This window comes from Microvirga tunisiensis, assembly GCF_009296175.1.
GTDB classification, from domain to species: domain Bacteria; phylum Pseudomonadota; class Alphaproteobacteria; order Rhizobiales; family Beijerinckiaceae; genus Microvirga; species Microvirga tunisiensis.
On the sequence record NZ_VOSK01000728.1, the window covers coordinates 1 to 1512 of the forward strand.

1 protein-coding gene and 2 pseudogenes are annotated in these 1512 nt (G+C 52.4%); all 3 read left to right on the forward strand.

The window, feature by feature from the left end:
* Positions 1–114: pseudogene (locus FS320_RS43195) on the forward strand (IS630 family transposase); the annotation flags it as partial.
* Between the two features lie 15 nt (positions 115–129).
* Positions 130–267: pseudogene (locus tag FS320_RS43200) on the forward strand (integrase core domain-containing protein); the annotation flags it as partial.
* Positions 268–1042: 775 nt separating this feature from the next.
* On the forward strand, positions 1043–1387 hold the full coding sequence (locus FS320_RS43205; RefSeq protein ID WP_338105703.1) for a PRC-barrel domain-containing protein: 345 nt from the start codon (positions 1043–1045) through the stop codon (positions 1385–1387).
* Positions 1388–1512 lie beyond the last annotated feature (125 nt).

Genomic DNA, 1512 nt, shown 5'->3' on the forward strand with positions numbered 1-1512 from the left:
TTCACATCCTACAAGGACATTCTCGATCACTGCTGCGAGGCTTGGAACAAGCTTACCGATCGGCCTTGGCTCATCATGTCCATTGGCCTGCGCGACTGGGCTCACCAATGCTGATCAGTGAGATTTGGTATCAGCCCGATCCCGGACGCGCGGACGGTGCTGGAGAGCCTGCCGTTGTGGTTCGAGCACTACAACAGCCTTCACCCGCATAAGGCGCTCGGCTATCGTTCACCGCGTGAGTTCATTGCCTCACGTCAACCGGGATGATCCTGTCCGATCTTTCGGGGGCAACAACACCCCTTTCGTGGGGACAACGCTCATGCTTGGCGTATGTCATGACCTCTGAGTGAGCAGTCTGATTCAGTGAAGCTCAGCGCAGTGTTATGCAGATGGTGTTCAAAAAGGCTGAACCTCAGAGATAGACCAAACCAGTCCCACACGATGATCCCTAGGAGGTTAGTGTCAGGGGGTAGTTGTTCGCTTAGCCAAGACTTATCGAAAGCCTATCAGATCAGCCTTGGGCTGAGCTATAGCCTCACTTGGTCAGAATTTTGGTTAGCTTTAGGTTTAGTTGACGCCTTGTTATATGAGTCCTGAAAGTCAGGCTAAGATAAGTACTACTGGATTGGTTTGTGTGCTAGTATGGTAGTAGAGCAAGCTATTTGTCGAAGCTCTTAGGTAATTTTTGGCTTTGACCTAGGTCAATATCCCATCATTAAGCCAAAGCTTCCTATTTCTCTGTTTTTATTTTGGTCATGAATGACTGAGACAATGGCTGTGCATCTTATCAACTTAAGAGGCACCTATGAGAACCTGCTACGTCTTCCAATCTAACGCGAACCCCAACCTCTGCGGCTTCACTGACGGTGCTACAGGCGATAAGCTTCCAGCCGAGAGTGGACCTTGGACATTCACAAAGGAGGTCGGTCCAGCCGAGCGGTGGACCTTTAGCGTTGGCCGAGCCTTAGTCTCAGCCGGGATACTGGAGAATGGCTTCCTTCTCTGGGAGGAAAGCAACGAGGCAGTTCCATTTCATCCGGTCATCGAGAGTGATCGCGTTGAAGGAACCGCAGTGTTCAATCAGCAGGGTAAGCAGATCGGCACCATCAAGCGGCTGCTGATTGAGAAGGTGAGCGGACGGGTTCTCTATGTCGACGTGACGTTTGGCGGCTTTCTCGGGCTCAGGGTTCACCATCGTACAATCCCATGGGATAAGCTTTCATATGCCAAGGACCTTGAGGGCTATCGTATTGAGATTACCGAGGAGCAGGTCCGGGATGCACCATCGTTCTATGGGGGCGAAGGTGACGATCTGGTCTGGCCTGACCGCAAGCGCCAAAAGGAACTGAGGGACTACTGGCACGACGATCCAAGAGGCCCAATCTAGCCGTTCTTATGCACGAGAGGGCTGGAGAGGGCTGGCGGATGTAGCTTAAGCGCTTGAAGCAGCGTAGGATTTGGTTGCTGAGACCAACCCCTGCCACCGATTGCACTGTGCCACACCCGCCATGA